17 protein-coding genes are annotated in these 19,944 nt (G+C 59.7%); 10 read left to right on the top strand and 7 right to left on the bottom strand.

All coding sequences use genetic code 11. The annotated features are described in order from the left end of the window. The first annotated feature begins 97 nt into the window (after positions 1-97). Together lon and yihA are read left to right on the top strand one after the other, a co-directional pair. Positions 98-2,515, top strand: coding sequence for an endopeptidase La (gene lon / locus VM554_06110; GenBank protein HVJ07937.1), 2,418 nt, complete (start codon positions 98-100; stop codon positions 2,513-2,515). 132 nt (positions 2,516-2,647) lie between these two features. Next, a complete protein-coding gene (yihA, locus tag VM554_06115) occupies positions 2,648-3,253 on the top strand; it encodes a ribosome biogenesis GTP-binding protein YihA/YsxC (protein ID HVJ07938.1) in 606 nt (201 codons plus the stop codon). Between the two features lie 24 nt (positions 3,254-3,277). On the opposite strand, the gene VM554_06120 is transcribed toward yihA, so the two are convergent. Genes VM554_06120 through VM554_06135 form a run of 4 tightly spaced genes read right to left on the bottom strand, consistent with a single transcriptional unit; the run spans position 3,278 to position 7,419 of the window. Next, a complete protein-coding gene (locus VM554_06120) occupies positions 3,278-4,072 on the bottom strand; it encodes a hypothetical protein (GenBank protein HVJ07939.1) in 795 nt (264 codons plus the stop codon). 17 nt (positions 4,073-4,089) lie between these two features. After that, positions 4,090-4,569 carry a prepilin-type N-terminal cleavage/methylation domain-containing protein gene (locus tag VM554_06125; protein HVJ07940.1) on the bottom strand — a complete coding sequence of 160 codons (480 nt, stop codon included), beginning with the start codon at positions 4,567-4,569 and terminating at the stop codon, positions 4,090-4,092. Then, positions 4,563-5,018, bottom strand: coding sequence for a type II secretion system protein (locus VM554_06130; GenBank protein HVJ07941.1), 456 nt, complete (start codon positions 5,016-5,018; stop codon positions 4,563-4,565). Before VM554_06130 ends, VM554_06125 begins: the two co-directional genes overlap by 7 nt. A gap of 19 nt (positions 5,019-5,037) precedes the next feature. Next, positions 5,038-7,419: a cohesin domain-containing protein gene (locus VM554_06135; protein ID HVJ07942.1), complete on the bottom strand. Its 2,382-nt coding sequence runs from the start codon at positions 7,417-7,419 to the stop codon at positions 5,038-5,040. Between the two features lie 233 nt (positions 7,420-7,652). Between VM554_06135 and smpB the strand changes: the two genes are divergently transcribed. Beyond that, positions 7,653-8,189 (top strand): SsrA-binding protein SmpB, encoded by a 537-nt coding sequence (smpB, locus tag VM554_06140; GenBank protein ID HVJ07943.1) that lies wholly within the window; start codon positions 7,653-7,655, stop codon positions 8,187-8,189. Between the two features lie 22 nt (positions 8,190-8,211). Continuing rightward, the gene (locus tag VM554_06145; protein ID HVJ07944.1) at positions 8,212-9,723 is read left to right on the top strand and encodes a leucyl aminopeptidase; all 1,512 of its coding nucleotides are present in this window, start codon (positions 8,212-8,214) and stop codon (positions 9,721-9,723) included. Positions 9,724-9,845: 122 nt separating this feature from the next. Here VM554_06145 and argS read toward each other — a convergent pair whose 3' ends face one another. Then, complete coding sequence (gene argS / locus VM554_06150) at positions 9,846-11,870, bottom strand: arginine--tRNA ligase (protein HVJ07945.1); 2,025 nt, start codon at positions 11,868-11,870, stop codon at positions 9,846-9,848. Between the two features lie 178 nt (positions 11,871-12,048). Here argS and metG point away from each other — a divergent pair, with 178 nt between their 5' ends. From metG to VM554_06175, 5 genes are all read left to right on the top strand, one after another. Continuing rightward, positions 12,049-14,214, top strand: a complete 2,166-nt coding sequence (gene metG, locus VM554_06155; GenBank protein ID HVJ07946.1) for a methionine--tRNA ligase — start codon at positions 12,049-12,051, stop codon at positions 14,212-14,214. A gap of 22 nt (positions 14,215-14,236) precedes the next feature. Then, positions 14,237-15,061 (top strand): TatD family hydrolase, encoded by an 825-nt coding sequence (locus VM554_06160; GenBank protein ID HVJ07947.1) that lies wholly within the window; start codon positions 14,237-14,239, stop codon positions 15,059-15,061. A 63-nt stretch (positions 15,062-15,124) separates the two neighbouring features. Further along, entirely contained in the window at positions 15,125-15,625 is a 501-nt protein-coding gene (locus VM554_06165; GenBank protein HVJ07948.1) for a YajQ family cyclic di-GMP-binding protein, read from the top strand. Positions 15,626-15,713: 88 nt separating this feature from the next. Continuing rightward, the gene (locus tag VM554_06170; protein HVJ07949.1) at positions 15,714-16,703 is read left to right on the top strand and encodes a polyprenyl synthetase family protein; all 990 of its coding nucleotides are present in this window, start codon (positions 15,714-15,716) and stop codon (positions 16,701-16,703) included. A gap of 89 nt (positions 16,704-16,792) precedes the next feature. Next, positions 16,793-17,215, top strand: a complete 423-nt coding sequence (locus VM554_06175; protein ID HVJ07950.1) for a cobalamin B12-binding domain-containing protein — start codon at positions 16,793-16,795, stop codon at positions 17,213-17,215. Positions 17,216-17,286: 71 nt separating this feature from the next. On the opposite strand, the gene VM554_06180 is transcribed toward VM554_06175, so the two are convergent. Then, entirely contained in the window at positions 17,287-17,712 is a 426-nt protein-coding gene (locus tag VM554_06180) for a thioesterase family protein (GenBank protein HVJ07951.1), read from the bottom strand. Positions 17,713-17,869: 157 nt separating this feature from the next. Here VM554_06180 and VM554_06185 point away from each other — a divergent pair, with 157 nt between their 5' ends. Then, positions 17,870-18,301 (top strand): DUF2752 domain-containing protein, encoded by a 432-nt coding sequence (locus VM554_06185; GenBank protein ID HVJ07952.1) that lies wholly within the window; start codon positions 17,870-17,872, stop codon positions 18,299-18,301. Positions 18,302-18,562: 261 nt separating this feature from the next. Here the strand turns inward: VM554_06185 and rseP are convergent, their stop codons facing one another. Then, positions 18,563-19,924: an RIP metalloprotease RseP gene (gene rseP, locus VM554_06190; GenBank protein ID HVJ07953.1), complete on the bottom strand. Its 1,362-nt coding sequence runs from the start codon at positions 19,922-19,924 to the stop codon at positions 18,563-18,565. Positions 19,925-19,944 lie beyond the last annotated feature (20 nt).

Raw genomic sequence — 19,944 nt, forward strand, 5'->3', positions numbered from 1 at the left:
GAAATACTTCTTTCTTTATGAGTTACGTTTCGTGCCGAGGACCCCGCATCGAGATAGCCCCTGATACATCTAAAATGGAAAGCGAAAGGGAAACGGCGTGACACAGGCCAAAGAAGCACGAGAGAAAAACGACATTCGAAAGCTTCCCATGATGCCCATTCGGGACATGGTGATCTTTCCCTATATGATGCCGCCCTTCGTGGTTGGCCGGGAATCCAGCGTTCGCGCGCTCGAAGAAGCTCTCGCCGGAGATCGCAAGATTTTTCTCGCGACCCAGCATGATGCCGGCGTCGATGATCCCCACCCCGAAGACATCTACAACGTAGGCACCATCGGAAACATCGTGCAGAGCGTCAAGATGCCTGATGGAAACATCAAGGTTCTGGTGGAGGGTCTGGAGCGCGCCAAGGCGCTGAACATCTCCGACTCCGATGGCTTCTTCGTGGCTACGGTGCGCGTGAGCACTGTCCAGTTGGAGATGACTCCGCAGGTCGAGCAGTTAATGCAGCGCGTCACCTCTCTTTTTGAGCAGTACGTCAAGCTGCAGCAGTCCCTGAACTACGAGACCATGATTGCCGCCGTTCGCATGGACGAGCCGGCGAAGCTCTCGGATACCATCGCGGCCAATCTCCAGCTCTCGATTGAAGAGAAGCAGGAACTGCTCGATATCTTCGACCCCGCCGAGCGGCTCGCGCGAGTTGCCGACGTGCTCGACATGGAGATCGAAAAGCTCAACATGGACCGCAGCATCCAGTCCCGCGTGAAGCGGCAAATGGAGCGCGCGCAAAAAGAGTACTACCTCAACGAAAAGATCAAGGCCATCCAGAAGGAACTGGGCCGCGGCGAAAAGAGCGAATTCGACGAACTGAAGAAGAAGATCGAGCTCGCCGGCATGCCGAAGGACGTCTTTGAAAAAGCCATCCTTGAGCTGAAGAAGCTCGAAGCCATGCCGCCCATGTCCGCGGAATCGACTGTCTCGCGCAATTACCTCGACTGGCTCCTCGCCGTGCCGTGGAAAAAGAAGTCCAAAGAGACGCGCAGCATCGATCATGCGGAAAAGGTCCTGAATGAGGATCACTACGGCCTGGAGAAGATCAAGGAGCGCATCCTGGAGTTCCTCGCCGTGCGGCAGTTGGTCAAGAATCCCAAGGGTTCCATCCTCTGCTTCGTTGGCCCTCCAGGCGTCGGAAAAACCTCGCTCGGCATGTCCATCGCCAAGGCCACTGGACGCAAATTTGTCCGTATGTCGCTCGGTGGAGTGCGCGACGAAGCCGAAATCCGTGGTCATCGCCGCACCTATATCGGGGCGCTCCCCGGCCAGATTATCCAGTCCATGAAGAAGGCTGGCACGCGGAATCCCGTCTTCATGCTCGACGAAGTCGATAAGATGGCCTCCGATTTTCGTGGCGACCCCGCATCGGCATTGCTGGAAGTCCTTGATCCGGAGCAGAACACCAGCTTCCAGGATCACTACCTCGACGTGGAGTACGATCTGTCGCAGGTTCTCTTCGTGGCAACGGCAAATGTGCTGCACACGATCCCCGGCCCGCTGCAGGACCGCATGGAGATCCTGCGCCTGCATGGCTACACGGAGGCGGAGAAGCTGGAGATCGCCAAGCAGTACCTGGTGAAAAAGCAGCGCGAAGCTACTGGCCTCAGCGACAAGAACATCGTCTTCACCGACGATGCCATCGTGGAGGTCATTCGCTCCTACACTCGCGAGGCGGGCGTGCGAAATCTGGAGCGCGAGATCGGCAACATCTGCCGCAAAGTGGTTCGCCGGGTCATCAAGAACGGACTGAAGCATAAGGAAGAGATCACCGCGGAAAATGTCTCGTCGTTTCTCGGAGTGGCTAAATTCCGCGACTCGCAGGTTCACGAGAAGAGCGAAGTCGGCCTGGTCACGGGTCTGGCATGGACAGAGATGGGGGGCAGCATTCTCTCCACCGAAGTGCAGGTCCTCGATGGCAAGGGCAAGCTGACTCTGACCGGGCAACTCGGCGATGTCATGCAGGAGTCGGCTCAAGCCGCGCTCTCCTACATCCGCAGCCGCTCGCAGCATCTTGGCCTGCCCAAAGATTTCTATCGCAATGTGGACATCCACATCCACGTGCCGGAAGGCGCCATCCCCAAGGATGGCCCCTCTGCCGGCATTACCCTGGCCACCGGCCTGGCCAGCGCCCTCACCAAAATTGCTGTGCGGCGCGATCTGGCCATGACCGGCGAGATCACCCTGCGAGGAAAGGTCCTTCCCATCGGCGGTTTGAAGGAGAAACTGCTGGCGGCGCATCGTGCCGGCATCTTTGAAGCGATTCTGCCGCGCGAGAACGAAAAGGATCTGGCGGATCTGCCGGAGAATCTCAAGAGCGCGATGAAGCTGCACTTCGTCGATCAGATGGACGAGGTACTGAAGATCGCTCTGGAGGCTCCGCTGCCCGAGCTGAAAGAGGAGGCGCCGGCGATTCTTGCCGCTGTTCCTCCTCCGCCTTCGCCGGAGCCGCGCGCCCACCAGTAACCACAGACCGGTATGCGTTGCCAGGCCTGTCCTGCACCGCATACCGGTTTTCCCTTCTCAGGCCTGATTCACCACGCAGCTATGCGGATGAGTGCCTGGATCGATAGCAGCCCGTATACTGAAACAGTCCCCATGCGCCTCTTCCCACGCTTTCTGCTTTCCGCGATGTCTCCCGAGCAGTTCCCGCCGTCCTCCGTTCCGGAGTTCGCCTTTCTTGGCCGTTCCAATGTCGGCAAATCGAGCCTGATTAACGCGCTCCTCGGCTCAAAGGAAGCGAAGGTCTCCTCGACTCCCGGGCGCACGCGCGCCATCAACTTCTTTGCCCTCTGCAGCACGCCGCAAAAGCAGGTTCCACGCTTCCTCTTTGCTGATCTGCCCGGCTATGGATACGCAAAAATCTCAAAGTCGATCTCTGCAGAGTGGCCCAAATTCATCGAGCCGTACCTCGCTGGCCGTGCTCCACTCACCATGTGCATCTGCCTGGTCGACAGCAATATCCCCCCGCAGCCAAGCGATGCGCAACTGATCAGCTACCTGCAATCGACGGGAAGAAGATATCTTGTTGTCGCCACCAAATCGGACAAGCTCTCCGGCAATGAGCGAACCAAGGCTTACAAGGAACTGAAGACTGGCCTGGATGTCGAAACCATCCTGATGATCTCCGCCAAGACTGGCGCGGGCATGAAGGAGCTATGGTCGGCCATTGAGGATGCAGCCGGCGAGACCTCGCCGGACTGAAAGGCTGCGGCTTGCAGCCCTGATCTAGCGTGCGAGAGTGAGCCGCTCTTCGCCGCTGTGAAATTCGACCGTCACCGCAGTCTCGATCCTGCCTTCCCCGAGCTTACCTTCACGGAGCAGCACTCGAATCGCAGCTAGAAATGATTCAGTCTCCCGATCCGTCATCTCGACGTACCGCTGCGTGAGAGCACGCCGCCCCAGGTAGCGCGGAGCCAACCGCAGCCAGCGGCAGCGCAATTCGTCTCCCAGCACATCGGCGGCAGCCGCATCGACCTTTGGCAACCACAGCGCAGGAAGCTCTGCAACACTCCAGCGAACTCCCTCCCGGCCCGGCGCTGCCTGCACCGGCGATACCGGCAACTCCACCGCCCCACGCTGCAACAGCAGAGCCGTTTCCTCCCCGCTCCCCGCCACATCCTGAGCGGTCAGTGCCAGGATGTCTGGCTGGACCCCGCGCGCCGCAATCTCCCGCATCGTCTCATCCAGCGGTTGCTCAAGGCATACCGATACAGGCTGCTTCTTGCGGATCTCGTTTTTCAGAATCCGCAGAGCCTCGTCGAGAGCATTCACCAGAAAGTCACAGACACCGTTACGAACTGCGAGCTTGAGCTGCTCCGTATTCGCGGTGATTCCCAGCGAGGCGGCTCCGGCGATGCTTGCCGCCAGCGCGCACGCGGAACCGTACTCGTCTGCGTCGCCGTAGAGCAGCATGCGACCGCCGAGAGATGTGCCCGTCGCTGCATTCAGCTTTTTCGCCGCGAGCCGATGCAGCGCGATATAACGTTCGTACACCAGCGCCGCGTCGAGCGAAGGAATCATGGGAGAGACTGCCGGTTTCACCAGCTGGAGTAGGGTTCCCCGTTGCTTGACACTTCCTGGGAGCCGCTGTGCACGTCATCGATGCCGGGATCAGTCTGGTCCAGGGTATGCAGCGTGTCGGTCGTCTCCGCCACCCACGTAGTGCTGCTGCGTGTCATCGGATCCACCGGCAGCGATTTGAGATATCCCGCCTGCACCAGGTCGTCGAGGGATTGCGGAGCCTTCTCTTTGTCCACCGTGTAGGCGTCGATCGCCTGGCGCATCACATGCAGATCTTCTTTGAGGACCGCTTCTTTCGCGCCCTTCAGCGACGACAGGTAATTCGGGACGGCAATCGCCATCAGGACCCCGATGATGAGCATGACAATCATCAGCTCAACCAGCGTGAATCCCGCCGCGGCCCGCTCCGATGCGCGGATGCGCTTCCAGCTTCGCAGCATGTTGCCGCGGGCCCTGCGGAGCGAATTGTCGTGAGTGCTGCTCAAACGTCTCACCATTCCGAGTATTTCGTTCCATCAATTGCTGTACCCGTAGACTTCGAGTACACGTCAAACACGTTCTGCCCGCCCCATGACTCGCTCTTGGGGTCATCCTGCATGGAGCGTTCCCCCCACTCCGTCTTGCCCGTCATCGGGTCCACCGGGATGCGCCGCAGGAATTTCACCTTCTTGCCCTGCACATCCACCCCATTCACCAGCGTATCCAGGTCGGGAGGATAGCCGTTGCTGTCCACTTTAGTCTGGAAGCCGCCGCGATCCGCCGCATCCTTGTAGTGATCGATGGCGTCCCGCATCTGCCAAAGGTCATAGCGCAGCTCGCGCTCTTTCTCCCGTTGCACCCGGAAGCGTGCAATGGGCACAGCGGCGGTTGCGAGCACGGCGAGGATGGCAACCGTAACAATCAGCTCTACCAACGATAGCCCGGACTCAGGATCGTTCTGTTGCATCGGCTGCATCTTGAGTTCCCTACTGCACATGCACCACGGCCTGCGAGCCGACCGCGGGGATGGACTGCTGGGTGCTGTTTTTCGCTCCCGGACGGGTGATGGCGATCGTGGCATCGCCCGGCGCCTTTGCCTGGAACGTGAGCACACAGATTGAACCCACTCCGGTCACCCCAGCCACACCGGGCGGCCGTGAAGCGGAGATGGTCAGGCCACCCGCTCCGTCATCGCGATGTACCAGCGCTACCGCCTGCCCATCACGCCCCAGCAGATTGCCGGAATCCACGTTGGTCAGGATCAGCCGGTTTGCGTCGTACTGAATCTGCATCGGCACCGAGTAGATATCCTGCCCGCCCGAGAGATTCACCGCAACCTGGAAAGTCGCATTCAACTTCTGCGTGCTCTGCGCCGGAGTCACCTGCAAGTTGACGGTACTCGGGTTTGGAGGCGGATTTGCAGGCGCCGCCGCACTTGGAGGCACTGCATTTTGCCCAGCCGCTGCGGGAGTCCCTGCAGGTTCCCCCTGATTCAACTGGTTCACAGGCGCATTCGCAGGGGCTGGCGCGGGCTTATTCACCGGCGGAGCCAGTGCCGCGGGGATCTCCGACGGCTGGATGCGGCGTATCTCCACCGATGTACCCGTCCCGCTGTCAACACTCTGCAGGTTCATCGCACTTAGCTGGGACGCGCGAACCACATGCGGAATCAGTAGGAAGACGATCTCGTCGTTCTGAACCTCGTGGCTCTGCGAAGAGAAGAAATACTTCAGCAGCGGAACCTCTCCCAGCCCTGGAGTACCGTTGGAGCTCCGCGTGTCCTGTTTGCTGATGATGCCGCCCACGATGTTGGCTTCACCCTCGCGCAGACGAATGACCTGCTCAATCTTGCGCTGGCTGATGATCGGCTCGGTTACGCCGCTGATCGTGACGTTGCCGTTCTGCGAGGAGACCTCAATGGCAAGTTTCAGCGTGATGTCGCGGTCATAGTGCACAGTCGGCGTCATATCCACGTTTACGCCGACGTCCAGGTATTGAAATTGCGTCTGCACTGCGCTCACGCCGATGCCCGAGGAAACGCCATTCGAAAACGATCCGGTTGCGATCGGAATTCGCGAACCGATCTTGAGCGTTGCCTTCTGGTTATCGGTGGCGCGAATCCGCGGATTCTGCAGAATGCGTGTATTCGAGTCGGAGAGCAGCAGGTTTGCCGTCGCCTGGCCAATCGTCACTGCAAAGTTGTTTGCATTCAGATTCGCCAGCGTGTTCAGCGTGAGATTCCCGGTGCTGCTGGTGGTGGAGGTGCTGGTCGTGCCAGTCCCCGTCGTGTTGCTTGAGGTATTGGAGGTATTCCCCTGCAGGGCGACGGTCGCCGTACCAGGCAGAGCAATGCCGATGTTGCGCAGTTTGTCGCGGCTCACTTCCAGCACGGCGAGATCGACCACAACCTCCGGCCTTGCCTTATCAAGATCGCTGATGAGCTTCTGCGCCAGCAGCAGCTCGTCCGGGGTCGCGCGCATGACGATCGCATTCTGGCTGGGCACGCCATACAGTTTGGCATTCGCCAGCACGTTGCGCAGCGCGGTCTGGATATCGTTCAGATCGTTTGCCTGGGCAGCGTTCGACAAGTAGAAGGTCTGTACCGCCTGCTCATCCAGTTCAGTGCGCTTGGCACGGGTATTTTGCGCCACAAAAATGGTATTCGCGGTTACCGGACGCCAGAAAGTTCCCGATACCGTTCCGACAATCCGGAGCGCGTCAAAGAGCGAGACATTGGTCAGGTCGATCTGGACTCGCTTTGAGTTGTACTCCGGATCGAACAGGACATTCACGCCCGAGGCTTTCCCCACCGTCTGGTAAACAATCTTGCTGTCTTCCGACATGTGCAGGGTGATGGGATCGTTGGAGATCGGCTTGAGCTCCACGGGTCCCGCAACTTCGCTCAGCGCTGCACCGGCATTCTTCTGCACCGACGACTCGCCCACACTGGAGGCCGCAGCCGTGCCGCTGCGCCGCCGCACCTCATCGATATCCTGCTTGGCAATTTCGTCGCTGGGATCGATCTCGAGCGCGCGCATGAACTCGGTCAGCGCTCCCGGGTCGTCCCCCTGTGCGCTCAGCTTCTCGCCCAGATGCACGTGATAGGCCGCAGCGGACAGCCTGAGGCGGTAATAGGAGGTCTTGTAGCGCAGGTCCTTGGGGTTCTGCTGGTATGCCTTGTAGAAGAACTCATACGCGGCTGGAATATCTTCCCGCGCCTCGGCCCGCTGGCCCTGTTTATAGAGCGAACCGGCAGACTCGGCGTGCGCATAGAAAACTGCAGCGCCAGTTGTCAGCGAACACACAGCCGCCAGCATGGCCCATTTCTGCAAGGGGAGACGAATTTGATGAAGGATTCGGTGGTTCATCGAGCTCCAGAGTGGCAGGCTAAATCCTGGGAGAGCACTGGTTTCCCCCGGAAAACCGGCGAGTCAGCGCACTCTGCTTCTAACGCAAATGGGATACCAAGTGAAACCCGAGCGCCAGGCAAAGCGATCCATTTGCTTGCCCAATGTGGGGCGATTATAACATCGCGGCCATGCAGAATGTGCTGATTCGAACCGCTCCCGCCGCTGCGTGCTAGCATGGAAGTTCGGACAGTATGCCACGCCAATCCAGCCATTCGACGGAACAATCTCCACAGAAAACCAAGCCACGGGATCCGGTTGCCGCCGGCAACCGGGACGCTGCCGTCAATCGTGCCGCAAGCCATAACTACTTCCTGCTGGAGAAATTTGAGGCGGGAGTAGCCCTGCGCGGGACCGAAGTTAAGTCCATCCGTGAAGGCAAAGCCAATCTCAAGGACGCCTACGGCATCATCAACAACGGCGAGGCTTTTTTGCTGAACGTCCACATCGGCCCCTATTCGCACGGCAATATCTCCAATCACGATGCCACACGAACCCGCAAACTGCTATTGCATCGTGAGGAACTACGTAAGCTACTGATGAAGACGCAGGCCAAAGGCCATACGCTCATCCCCACCCGGCTCTATTTCAAGCACGGCAGGGTGAAGTGCGAACTTGCCCTGGCCAAGGGCAAGCAGGACTGGGACAAGCGCGAAACCGAACGCCGCCGCGAAGCCGACAAGGAAGCGCGTGCCGCCATCGCCCGCAGCAAGGGCAAGATGGACCGGTAAAGATTCGAACACAGGGGTAAAAATGAAGACAGAACTGCTGCAAAATGAAGCGGCCACGACCACGACAGAGCTTCTGGTCGCATTCGCCGCCGACCAATCGACCTCGAAAGATCCCAATGCCAAGGCTGAACCCGCCCTTCTTACAGAGGAAGCGGCCCTGCTGAAAGCAGCACAAGCTGTTCTCGCCAGCGGCGAGTTCAAAGCGGCAAGCTGTGAGACTGTCCTACTGCACGCTCCCGCCGGCCTGAAGGCTGCCCGCCTGCTGATCGTAGGCCTGGGCAAGCAGGCAAAGGTCACCGTCAACGATCTCCGCAAAGGCGCGGGTACGGCCGTTCGCTTTGCCAAGCCACGGGGCATCCGCGAGCTGGCGATCGCACTCCCGGCTGGCGACGCATTTCCCGCCCAGGCCACAACGCGCGCCGCTGTAGAAGGAGCCTTTGTCGGCGACTTCGATCCGGACGTCTATAAGTCCGACCGCAAGGACCAGAGCATTCAGTCGCTCACTATCCTTTCCCCCAAGGGAGCGGATCAGGCGCAGGCATCAGCCGGATACGCCGAAGGCGTCATTGTTGGCGAGTCGCAGAATTTTACCCGCAGCATGGTCAACGAACCCGGCAACCGGATGACGCCGACAATCCTCGCCCAGCGTGCCGTCGCCATGTGCAAGGAAGCCGGCCTGAAGTGCGAGGTATACAGCACGGAGAAACTGCACGAGCTGAAGATGGGAGCCTTCTGGGCCGTCGCCCAGGGCTCGGACGAGCCTCCAGCCTTGATCGTCATGACCTACGAGCCTCAGGGCGCGCCCGCCGAACCCGTACTCGGACTCGTCGGCAAGGGCATCACCTTCGACTCCGGCGGCATCTCCCTCAAGCCGGGCGATGGCATGGAGAAGATGAAGTACGACATGGCCGGCGGAGCCTCCATGATCGGCGCCATGCGCGCCATCGCTGCGCTGAAGCCAAAGGTCAAGGTGGTCGCCGTTGTCTGCGCCACGGAGAACATGCCCTCCGGCAAGGCATATAAGCCCGGCGATGTCGTGATCGCGATGTCCGGCAAGGCAATTGAAGTCATCAATACCGATGCCGAGGGACGTATGGTTCTGGCGGACGGCCTGGCCTACGCGAAGAAACTTGGCGCCACCCACCTGCTCGACGCTGCAACCCTGACCGGCGCATGCGTCGTTGCACTGGCAAGCATCAACGCCGGAGTCTTCTCCAATGACGACGAGGCCTACCAGCACTTCACCGATGCCCTGGCTGTCTCAGGCGAGCGTTTCTGGCGGCTCCCGGTCGAAGAAGAGTACCGCGATTTGATTCGCTCCAATATCGGCGACATTTTGAACACCGGAGGACGGTGGGGCGGAGCCATTACCGCAGCCATGTTCCTGAAGGAGTTTGCCGAGGATACGCCGTGGCTCCATCTCGATATCGCGGGCGTGGCATGGATGGAAGAGCAGAAGCCCTGGATTGCCAAGGGCCCCTCGGGAATCCCCGTCCGCAGCATCGTGGAATGGGTTCGCAGCTACGCCAAGTAGAGCTAAAAACTAAGTAGCAGCTAAATAACAAGGGCGTACCTCGATTTGGGTACGCCCTTGATTCATTGCCACGTATTCATTGGCAAATATTTATTGCCACGCCGCTCCAGCGTTCAGCCTGCCTACATCACTTCCGGAGCGGTCACGCCCATCCAGCCAAGCGCCTGAATCAATTCACGCTGCGCAATCGCAGCGGTGGCCAGCAGCAGTTGCTTCCTGGCCGGGTCCTCCTCCGTCAGGATGTGGTGGCGGTGGTAGAAGTTGTTGAATTCCTGCGCCAGTTGAAATGCGTGCTTCGCCAGGTAGGCGGGCTCGGCCGTGGCAATGCACTGCTCCACCAGCAGGGTTCGCTTGGCAGCCCTCACCCAGAGCGACCAGATGTCTTCCGCACCTTCGGCAGCCAGGTAGGCGTTCGCGCCCTCGGCACTAAACTCAGCCAACACCTCCTCGGGCGTCGTCCCGGCCTTGCGGAAGATGTTGCGCGCGCGCACGACCGCATACTGCACATATGGCCCGGTTTCACCTTCGAAGCTCAACGCATCCTTGAAGTCAAAGGCGATCACGGAATTGCGCGTGTACTTCAGCATGAAATAGCGCAAGGCTCCGACGGCAATCTCCTGCGCAATCTGGTTGCGCTCATCTTCTTCGCGCTCGGTCTGGCGGCTGTCCACTTCCCTCTTCGCGGCCTCCACCAGCTTGTCGATCAGATCATCTGCCTTGACTCCAAAGCCCTTGCGCCCGGAGACCTCGATGAATGGCCGGCTCCGGTCCGCCTCTGCCACCTGGTAGCCCAGTTCCGTGGCACAACGCGGCGTCAGCGCCACCATCTCGTAGGAGAAGTGCGTGTAGTGATCCGCCTCCGCTGTATAGCCCAGCCCACGCAGCGCTTCGATCACAATGCTTTGGGGATCGGACTGGCGGCTGTCGATTACGTTGTAGATCGCCTGAGCCCCGCCGAAATGCGGATGCTGCGCCTCACCGTGCTCGGCGGAGATCCAGCACTCGCGGTCGGCATAGGAGAAGAAGCGCAGATACCCGAAGTCGCGGCCCAGCAGCCCGAACTTCCACAGATGGTAGGCAATGTCCTTGCCTACATAGGTGACGGTGCCGTTGGAGCGCACGATCACCTTGGCGTCTTCATCGGGTCCGGCTTCGGCGTCGCCATTCCCGGCGAGTCCCTTCTCTTCCGCATCCGCGGTGGGCTCGCTGCGGTTACCCGCACGTTTCATCACCCAGCAACCCTTGTTCTTGCCTTCCGTCTCGTGGTAAAGCACGCCCTTTGCCTTGAGCTGCTCAAAGGCCAGTTCCCAGAACTTCAGGTGCAGAATCTCGCTCTCCCGCGGCAGAAAGTCGTACTCGATATCCAGCCGGAGCATGGTTTCCAGATGCCGCCGCAGCACAGCCGTGGAGAAGATCTCCGCGATTTCTGCGGTCTCGTTGCCGCCCTCTTCCAAAAGGTGCAGGGTGGCCAGCCGGATCTGCTTCTTCTGCTGCTTCTCCTCGTCGCTGCCCTCGTCATACCAGGCGGAAACGCGGGCATAGAGATCCCAGCAGTAATAGTCGATGCGTTCGCCGCGCGTTTGCAGCAGGGCCAGCAGCGCCTTCACCTCGTGAAAGGATAGCTTTTCCAGATGCTGCAATCCGACGACAACATCGGCCACCTGCACTCCAGTGTTGTCGATGTAGTTCTGCACATCTACTTTTTGTCCGGCCGCACGCAACAGGCGCACAAACGTGTCGCCAAGGATCGCGTTACGCAGGTGCCCGACGTGTGCCGCTTTATTGGGATTGATGCTGGTGTGCTCGACGAGCACGTGGGGGCCGCTGGCTGGAACCGTTGTTCCCTCCCGGGTGAAGGCCAATACAGCCGCAGCGCGATCGAGGTGAGCGTTGATGTAGCCTGCTCCCGCCACCTCAAACGAGGCAAAACCCGGCAGCGGCGCCAACTCTGCGACCAGCTCTTCGGCGATCTTTCGCGGAGCCTTCTTCAGCCGCCTGGCGAGCTCAAAGGCCACCGGCAGCGCATACTCGCCAAAGCGAATCTCCGGTGGCTGCTCGATGGCGAGGTTCGCCAATTCTATGCCGTACTTGCTCTTTAGAACGGAGCGAAGCCGCTCCAGAAGAATTTGCTGCTGCTTTAGATACACTTGGGAACACCCGCCCCGGCTGCGCGGCTAAGTCGTCGCGCGGAAATAGCTGATTTTGTTGCCGATTTTAACAGGTTTTTGGCTCGGGGCTTCCTCCCCTAGCGGTTTGACGCTCCCCCTTCCTACCCCTAAGATTGAAGTAGAAATCCGCGTCGCGCGAAGTACCTCCTAAAAGCTCATGCACAATCCAGGCAAGTTTTATCTCACTACGCCGATCTACTACGTCAATGCGCGGCCCCATCTCGGTCATACGTATACCACCGTCGTCTCCGATGCCATCTGTCGCCGCAAGCGGGCGCAGGGCTACGACACATGGTTCCTGACAGGAACGGACGAGCACGGCCAGAAGATCGAGCGATCCGCCCAGCTCGCCAACCGCACGCCGGCCGAGTTCGCCGCAGGTGTTTCCGCGCAGTTCCGCTCGCTGTGGGACCGCATGCACCTCAGCTACGACGATTACATCCGCACTACCGAAGAACGCCATCGCCGCGGCGTCCAGAAGCTGTTTTCCACGCTCAAGGACAAGGGGTTCATCTACAAGGGCACCTACACCGGCCAGTATTGCGTCTCGGACGAACTTTACGTCGACGCGCCTCCCGGTTCCCCCTGCCCCGACTGCGGACGCATCACGGAGACGGTGAGCGAGGAGAACTACTTCTTCAAGCTTTCCGCCTTTGAGCAGCGGCTGCTGGCGTACTACGAGGAGCATCCCGACTTTATTCGCCCCGAGGCACGGCGCAATGAGGTTCTGTCCTTCGTGCGCAGCGGGCTCAAGGATCTCTCCATCAGCCGCACCAGCTTCAACTGGGGCATTCCGGTGCCGGGCGATGAGAAGCACGTGATTTACGTGTGGATGGATGCCCTGGCCAACTACATCACCGCCATCGGTTATGGCAGCGATGCACCGGAAGACGTCGCCCGCTTCCAGAAATACTGGCCTGCCGACATCCACATGATCGGCAAGGAGATAAGCCGCTTCCATTGCGTCTACTGGCCAGCGTTCCTGATGGCTGCCGGGCTGGAACTGCCGAAGAGCATCGTGGCCCACGGCTGGCTCCTGTTCGAGCAGAGCAAGATGTCGAAGTCGCGGGGCAACATCGTTCGCGCGGAGACCATTCTTGAGGTCCTGGGTGCAGATGCGCTGCGCTACTTCCTGATGCGCGAGGTCGTCTTCGGCCAGGATGGCAGCTTCTCCTTTGACGCGCTGGTGCAGCGGTACAACTCCGATCTGGCGAACGGCTATGGCAACCTCGTCAGCCGGACTCTGACCATGATTGGCAAGTACTTCGATGGCGTTCTGCCTGCAGGCAAACTGGAGCCCCGCATTCAGCAGGCAGCAGAGGCAGCACAATCCGTCTTTCAGGACCGTTTCGAGGCGCTGGACTTCTCCCGCGCGCTGGAAGCGGTGTGGGCCTTCGTAGGGACCGTGGATGGCTATATCACGGAGCAGGCTCCCTGGAAGCTGGGCGCCAAAATCGACGATCCGCCAAACCGGGAACGGCTCGCCGGAATTCTCGCAACTTGCGCCGAGTCGCTGCGTATCATCACGGCACTCGTCTACCCGGTCCTGCCGGAGTCGACGGCGCGCATCTGGCAGCAGCTTGGATTGGGCGAGATTCAGGACGCAGTGAAGAGCGGCGAACTCACCTCGCTGAAGTGGGGCAGCCTGAAACCCGGGACAAAACTTGGCGAAGTAACCCCTGTCTTCCCCCGCGCGGAAAAGGACGCGATCGAACGTATGCAGGATCTGGAACAGAACAACAACAGCAATCCCGTTGACAACGCAAAGCCCGCAGCTACGCCGGAGACATCGCAGGTGGCAGAGACCGGCAAAGAGGCCGCGCCGCACATCTCCAAGCTCGTCTCCAGGCTGGAGGGCGTAGCCGTCGCTGTGGCGGAATCCACCAGCTCCAGCGCAGCCGCCGCCGCCATTGGCGAGGCTCTGCTCGGTATACCGGACGAGGCGAGCGCACCGGCGGAACCCGCCGCGGCGACCCCTGCCGTCCCGGAGATACCGAAGATCACCATCGACGACTTCGCCAAAGTAGAGTTGCGCGTGGCGCAGATCCTCGTCGCGGAGCGCATCCCCAAGGCCGACAAGCTGCTTCGCCTTGAAGTGGACCTCGGCTATGAGAAGCGGCAGATTCTTGCCGGCATCGCAGAGGCCTACGAGCCCGCCTCCCTGGTCGGGCGCAAGGTGGTCATCGTCGCCAACCTGTTGCCCCGCAAGATGCGCGGCCTGGAGTCGAACGGCATGATCGTCGCGGCTTCCCTGGGCGAGAAGGGCAAGCCTGTCCTTGCCGGTTTTCTGGAAGATGTCGAGATCGGTGCGCGGCTGAAGTAGCCCGGACGCGAAAGGGAAATACGTGCTGGTAGATTCGCACGCACATCTTGACAGCAGCCGCTACGAGGAAGATCGCGAAGCGATGCTGCGCCGTGCCTGGGAAACAGGCGTGCGCACCATCCTCTCCATCGGAATCGGGGATGGGCCGTCGACCATGCATCGTGCCCTTGAGCTAAGCCGTCAGTATGCCGGCCACGCTGAGATGCCTCGCATCCTGGCCACTGCGGGGATTCATCCCCACGAAGCCAGCCTTGCGGACGAGGATGCTTTATCGGCTCTCGATCAGCTTCTTCAGCAGCCAGAGGTGATCGCCTGCGGAGAAATCGGACTGGACTACTTCTACGACCACTCCCCCCGCGACCAGCAGAAGCGCGTCTTCGCCACCCAGATGGAGATTGCCGCGGCGAGGAAGCGCCCCATCATCATTCACTGCAGGCCCTCCGAGAACAGCAGCGACGCATGGGACGACACACTCGCGATGATCAGCGAGCAATGGGCCGCAACGGGACTGGGCGGGCTCCTGCACTGCTTTACTGGAAACTGGGACCATGCCAGCCATGCGCTCGACTATGGATTTCTGCTTTCCTTTGCCGGTAATGTAACCTTTCCTAAAGCTCAACCAATCCGCGATGTTGCACGAAAGGTACCTTTGGGCAGTATGCTCGTAGAGACCGATGCGCCTTTTCTGGCACCGGTTCCCAATCGCGGCAAGCGTAACGAGCCGGCCTGGGTGCGTGAGGTAGCAGCAAAGATCGCCGAAGTGCAGGAAATAGATTTGGAAACCGTCGCGTCCAGCACCACGGAAAATTTTCATCGTTTTTTTGGTCTGACGCCTGGCTTGGTATAGTTCGAAGTCGCCGATAACAGGACAGCGCACTTTGCGCAGATAATAGGGATAAGAGAGAACTCGATGGCCGCAGAGAATACCTTTGATATTGTGAGTAAAGTGGATGTGCAGGAAGTGAGAAACGCGGTGGACCAGGCGATCAAGGAGATTCGCGCCCGCTTTGATCTGAAGGACTCGCACTCCGAGATCACGATCGAAGGCGACGAGGCCCTGCAACTCGCCTCCGCTGACGATTACAAATTGAAGGCGGTGGTCGAAATCCTGCAGCAGAAGCTGGTCAAGCGAGGCATCTCGCTCAAGTCGCTGGAGTATGGCAAAGTGGAACAGGCCGCCGGCCAGAGCGTGCGCCAGAAGATTACCCTGAAGCAGGGCATCGCCATCGAGAAGGCTAAGGAAATCGCCAAGTTCATCAAGGACTCGAAGAAAAAGGTACAGGCCTCGATCCAGGGAGACTCTCTGCGCGTCAGCGGCAAAGATCGCGATGCTTTGCAGGAGACCATCGCACTGCTCAAGGGACATGATTTTGGCATTGATATGCAGTTCACCAACTACCGATCAAACTGAGATCATCAGCAAGGTAGTTTGAATCAAATTTTGTGTTGCACGAATCAGAAAGAGCCTGGGATAGTGTTCGGGCGCAGCGGGAGATTGAGTGAGTACATTGGCGATAGCGACGGCGAAAGAGGTCTTCGACCTGCTTCGCGACGATCTGCGCGCGATTGAACGCGAATTGGGCGCCGACGCCGTCTCCAACGTTGGAGCCATCACGGAGATCGCCGACTACCTGCGCGCAGGCGGCGGCAAGCGCATCCGTCCCTCGCTGCTGCTGCTCTCTGCCAAATCGCAAGGCTATAACGGCAACGGGATGATCCGGCTGGGCGTTGTGGTCGAGATGCTGCACACTGCCACCCTGGTCCACGACGACATCATCGACGGTGCGGATAAGCGCCGCGGACGGCCCTCCGCCAACACCACCTGGGGCAACGAAAAGTGCGTCCTGGCTGGCGACTGGCTCTACATGCAGGCCTTTCGCATCGCCCTCGATGAGCACAACTTCAAGGTTCTTGATCTGCTCATCAGCCTGACGCAGCAGATGGTGGAAGGCGAGCTGCTGCAGATTGAAAAGCTCGGCCGCCTCGTTACCGAAGCTGAGTATTACGACCTGATCTACCGAAAGACGGCGTGCCTCTTTCACGTCTCCATGCGGCTGGGCTCGGTGCTTGCGGGAGCAAGCGATGCCGTCGAAACAGCGCTTGGCGAGTATGGCCGCAACCTTGGCCTCGCCTTCCAGATCGTGGACGACGTGCTCGACCTCACCGCCTCGGAGAAGGTGCTCGGCAAGCCTGTAGCCAGCGATCTGCGCGAAGGCAAGGCAACCCTCGCCGTAATCCACACCCTGGAGCACGGCACCGCAGACGAACGCAAGATCATCCGCCAGGTGCTGGACGACCGCAGCTTCGAGCACGTCGAGCACTCGCAGGTGCTTGAGATCCTGATACGCAACGGATCAGTGGAGTATGCCATGCAGGCTGCGCTTCGCTTTGCCGATGCTGCCCGCCTGGCACTGGGCGATCTGCCCGACTCCGACTTCAAACGCGCACTGATGTGGGTTCCCGACTTCGTCGTTGCGCGCGACAAGTAATCACTCCGCAACCCGGAACACCCCACAGCCTCAATCGTGATACCCTTGCGTGGCCTGCGGCAGAGCAAAGCCGCTAGCCGGTAACCCGTATGACGGAAGCTTCCAAAACCCCGATCCGCGTGCTGGTGGCAAAGCCCGGCCTGGACGGACATGACCGCGGCGCCAAGGTCATCGCCCGCGCCCTGCGCGATGCCGGGATGGAAGTGATCTACACCGGACTCCGCCAGACACCGGAAATGATCGTCAACGCCGCCATCCAGGAAGACGTGGACTGTGTGGGCCTCAGTATCCTTTCCGGGGCGCACAACGTCATCGTGCCGCGCGTAACGGCGCTTCTGAAAGAGCGTGGTGCGAGCGACATCCTCGTGGTCCTTGGCGGCACCATACCCCAGCAGGACATCGAATTCCTGCGATCCCAGGGCGTAGCCGCCATCTTCGGGCCAGGAACGCCGCTGGATACGACGGTCAATTTTATCCGCGAAAACGTCAAGCCCCGAGGCGTAGCCGCCTGACTTTATTGAAGCCACTCTCTGCTTGATTTTTTGGCCACTCTGGCGACTTTTAAGCCGCTTTGCCGATTTATTTAGGCCTCTTCAAGAAACGGCCGGATCGCCTGACGATACTTCTCCGCCAGCGGACGCTTCGCCATCGTATGGTCGCAGACGACGTGTACCGTCTCCCCTTCGGCGAGTAGCTGCGAATCCGCCGCACGCAGCAGCCGGTAACCGAACTTCAGCACAAAGCTGCGCATCCCCGTCACGCGCGTCTCGATCACAAGCTCGTCATCGTAGCGGGCTGAGGCCCGATACCGGCAACTGGCTTCCACTACGGGCAAATGGCAATCGTCCTCGATCTCCATCTGCTTGTAATCGAAACCGAGTCCGCGCAATAGCTCGACGCGGCCAATCTCAAACCACACAAAATAGTTGGAATGGTAAACAACACCCATCTTGTCGGTTTCCGCATAGCGGACCCGGACATGGGAAAGCGAAGGAGGATGCAGGGGCATGATACTTCCAGTGTACCCATTGCCCGGAATCATTGCCCGGGATTTCCCCAGAGAACCGAGTGTGTAAGGCGCGAATCGCGTCGCCGGGAGCATCTGGAACTACCCTGTCCGTCTCTATCTGTGACATCATGGCTCGACCGGGTGTTCCTCTCTCGTCATGGAAATCTACCTGCTTCCGGCGTGGCTCTTTCACTGGCTTGGGGACCGTGGGCTCTCCGACCCAAGGCTGCGGATGCACTTGGGCTACTTCCTTTCGAACCTTCTGGTGCTGGCGCTGCTGCCGCTTGTGCACCTGCTGCCGCATCTCTGCCTGCTGAAGGCGGTGATCGGAATTCCCTGCCCCGGCTGCGGCGTAACCCATGCCCTGCTGCTGGCCATGTCCTCCCGCTTCCGCGAGAGCATGATGGCAAATCCAGCCGGGCTGGCGATTGCCGCGACCATCGCATTTCAACTCATTGCCAGGCCCATCGCCATGGCTCACCTCAGTGCCTCTGCATTCGTAGACCGTGCCTCCTGCTGGCTGGGGCGGATAGCCGTTGCCGCCCTGATGACAGCATGGATTTCTACCCTGATGCATCACGCGATGTAAGGAGAAAACAGCCTTGATACTTTCCTGTCCGAAGTGCGGCGCAGCAACCAAAGTGAGCGGTTTTCCTGTATGGGCCGTTCTTATGTCGATTTGCCTGTTCCCCGTAGGACTGCTGGCGCTCCTGGCCGGAAGGAAGCCCAGCCAGTGTCCGAATTGCGGATTCAGATGGCAGGCCTGAGCGCAGGAGGCTGGGAAAAAGAGTGCCCTAAAAGAGGAACGGCCCGTGCAATCCGCACGGGCCGTTTAGGAAAATCCAGCGTTCTACGGTCTTAGCTTTGCAAAGATGGGCAGCTTGGCGAAGTCATTGAACATGACGAACACCGCGAAGAGCACCAGGGCAACGAATGCCACCTGGTAGATCCTCTCCTTGAACTCCTGGTTGATGTCGCGGCGGATGGTGCCTTCAATCAAGAGCAGAAGTATCAGGCCGCCATCCAGAATCGGAATCGGCAGCAGGTTAAAGATGCCCAGGTTCAGGCTGATCACCGCCATCAGCCCGATAATCGGCTGCCATCCCGGCATAGAGACCGCCAGACCGGTCTGGCGCGCAATGCCGATAGGACCACTCAAGTTCTCCATCGCGATGCGCCGCGTGAACATACGCTTCAGCACTTCGAGAATCAGGCCGGAGTTGTGTGCATTAAACGTGATGGATTGCCGGACCGCAGCACCCACGGACATCTGCTGCACCTTGAACGGCGGAGGAACCGGCTCGAATCCGAGGCGGTAGATCCGGTGGCCCGCACCATCGTCGGCCTTTGCCGGAACGAGGTTCAGGTCCAGAGTCTGACCGTTGCGCGCAACCTTCAGGTCCACGGGCTTGCCGGATTCCTGTTGCAGATATGCGAGCACCGCCCAGACGGAGTGAAGCTCCATGCCGTTGACTGCCTGAATCGTGTCGCCTGGCTTCAAACCCGCCTGCAGCGCAGGCATGTTCGGCTCAATCGCCTTGACCACGAGCGGCGTATCCTGCACCCGCGGCAGGAGCCCTAGATCCGGCATGTCAAAATCTTCGCCCTTACTCTTGTCTTCAATCCGCAGATCGGTGGAGATGCGGGCGCCATTGCGTTCGAGGACCACTGGGACAGTCTGGTTGACGTTGATCAGGGAACGGATGCGAACCTGCTCCCAGGTCGGATTTTCGACGGTGTCAAAACGAACGATACGATCGCCCGCCTGAATCCCGGCGCGCGCAGCCGGAGTGTTCTGCGGCACAAAGTCAGGGATGGCCGGCTGGCTCGGATACACCGGCACCTCGTCGTGCATCATGTAAAAGCCGGTCATCAGCGTGAAGGCCAGGACGAAATTCGCAGCCGGCCCTGCAGCGCCGATCAGGATCCTTTGCCAGCGCGGGTGAGAGGTGAACTCTCCCGCATCCCCGGTGTGCTCCTCGTTGGGGTTTTCGCCCGACATCTTGACGTATCCGCCCAGAGGCAAAAGGCTGATGCGATAGTCGGTATCGCCGCGCTTGAAACCCAGCAGACGCCTGCCAAAACCGATGGAAAAAACTTCCACCCGCACGCCGCACAACTTGGCGACAGCGAAATGGCCGAACTCGTGGACGAGGACCATGATGCCAAGAACCACGAGCATGGAAAGAGTAGCGGTAAGCGCGAAATGCATAGTTTAGGGTGAACCTGTTT

This window comes from Acidisarcina sp. (assembly GCA_035539175.1).
Taxonomy (GTDB): Bacteria; Acidobacteriota; Terriglobia; order Terriglobales; family Acidobacteriaceae; genus JANXZS01.